The 1,609-nt window shown below is 51.1% G+C and carries 1 pseudogene; it reads left to right on the top strand.

Annotated elements, in window-relative coordinates:
• Positions 1–124: 124 nt before the first annotated feature.
• Positions 125–1,218, top strand: a pseudogene (locus ASD50_RS17665) (substrate-binding protein).
• The last annotated feature ends 391 nt before the right edge of the window (positions 1,219–1,609 follow it).

The raw sequence follows: 1,609 nt of genomic DNA, 5'->3' as shown, positions 1-1,609 counted from the left end.
CCCAAAACCCGGCCTGTCCCCGCATCCATCCCCTCCCGGCAAATCACCGGGGCAGTGAATCATCCCGAGCCGTCAATGGCGAGGTTTTTCGAGGCGTCCGACTGCGCTATGGACCGGAGGAGCCATTGCCGAGGACAATCCCATTGTGTTGGGCATTCCGGTCGGCTTAAGCGGCGCAAATAGCATCGTAGCTCCGTCAATGGTTCAGGCGGCCGAACTTGCAGTCTCCGAAATCAACGCTGCAGGGGGGATTTTAAGCAGAAAGCTCGCCCTGGAAGTTGCCGATGATGGATCCGGTGCCGCAGGGGCTCAAAAAGCATATGACTCCCTGGTATTCCAAAAGAAAGTGGATGCCATAGCTGCTATGGAGACGACTGCAGCTCGCAATGCAGGATTGCCAATCATTACTAGGGGAAAAATCCCTTATATCTATAGCTCTTTTTACGAGGGTGGTTCCTGCAATAAGTATCAGCACATAAACGCATGGGTGCCACAGCAAATGGTTTCACTCATGGTCGACTACTTCATGAAAGATCAAGGTGCGAAAACATTCTTTCTTGTCGGTAGTGACTATGCTTTCGGTCGTGGACTCCTCGGTGACACCAACAAATATATTACGGAGAAAGGCGGCACGGTCGTTGGTGAAGAATACAATCCGATGGACGCGAACGATTGGACGGCAATCATCAGCATGATCCGGGCAGCCAATCCCGACGTGATCTTGACCTCTACCGCGGCCGGTGCACCGAACGTTACCTTTACGAAGCAGCTTCGCTCAGCTGGTATAACTGCAAAGTATGGGAATTATGCATTGGATGAAGGTACAGCGAAGACTTTGGGTCCTGATGCTGAGGGAATTTATCTTGGTGGAACATACTACACTAGCATCGATTCGGAGAAGAATGCGCAGTTCCTGAAGGCAATGAAGGAGAAGTTTGGCACGAAAACAGAAACGCCTAACGAACTCTCCGTTCCTCTATATGATGCCGTTCATCTCTATGCCCTGTCGGTGGTAAAAGCCGGCACGACAGACACGGATGCCGTGGTCAAAGCTCTAAGTGAAGTAACTTTTGATGGTCCGAGGGGACCTGTGCAAATGTCGAAACAACGGCACGCCCCACTGACAATGTATCTCGCACAGGTGAATGCTCAAGGCGACACGAGTATTATAAAATCCTACCCGAATGTAGTCCTGGTGATCAATGCCCTGATCTGTGAATGGGTGGGCGGCATGTCTTACCATGCTGCCTATTAATTTCAGATCGGATTGTCGGTCGCCTAAAAGGCGGCCCTAGTGAGGCTGTAAGGGCTGACAGGAATAGACGATCTTTCATATCGGCTCGGATTTTTGCCGTTCCCAATTGTAGGGAACTCGGAGACGTAGATGATAGCAACGATACTAGACATCATAACAACTGCTGCGATATTATACATAGTGGCTTCGGGGCTGGCCTTCCCCCTGAAAACGGGTCCATTTTGAGAGTTAGAGTTTCGGCTATTTTGGGCTTTGAAAGGAGCACGGAATGGCACGGAAGAACTATACTGCCGAGCAGATCATCGGGATGTTGCGAGAAGCGGAGGTCCGGCTTTCGCAAGGCGAGAAGACCGG

This window comes from Mesorhizobium sp. Root552, from assembly GCF_001427285.1.
Classification (GTDB): domain Bacteria; phylum Pseudomonadota; class Alphaproteobacteria; order Rhizobiales; family Rhizobiaceae; genus Mesorhizobium.
This window is presented reverse-complemented; position numbering and strand designations above follow the sequence as displayed.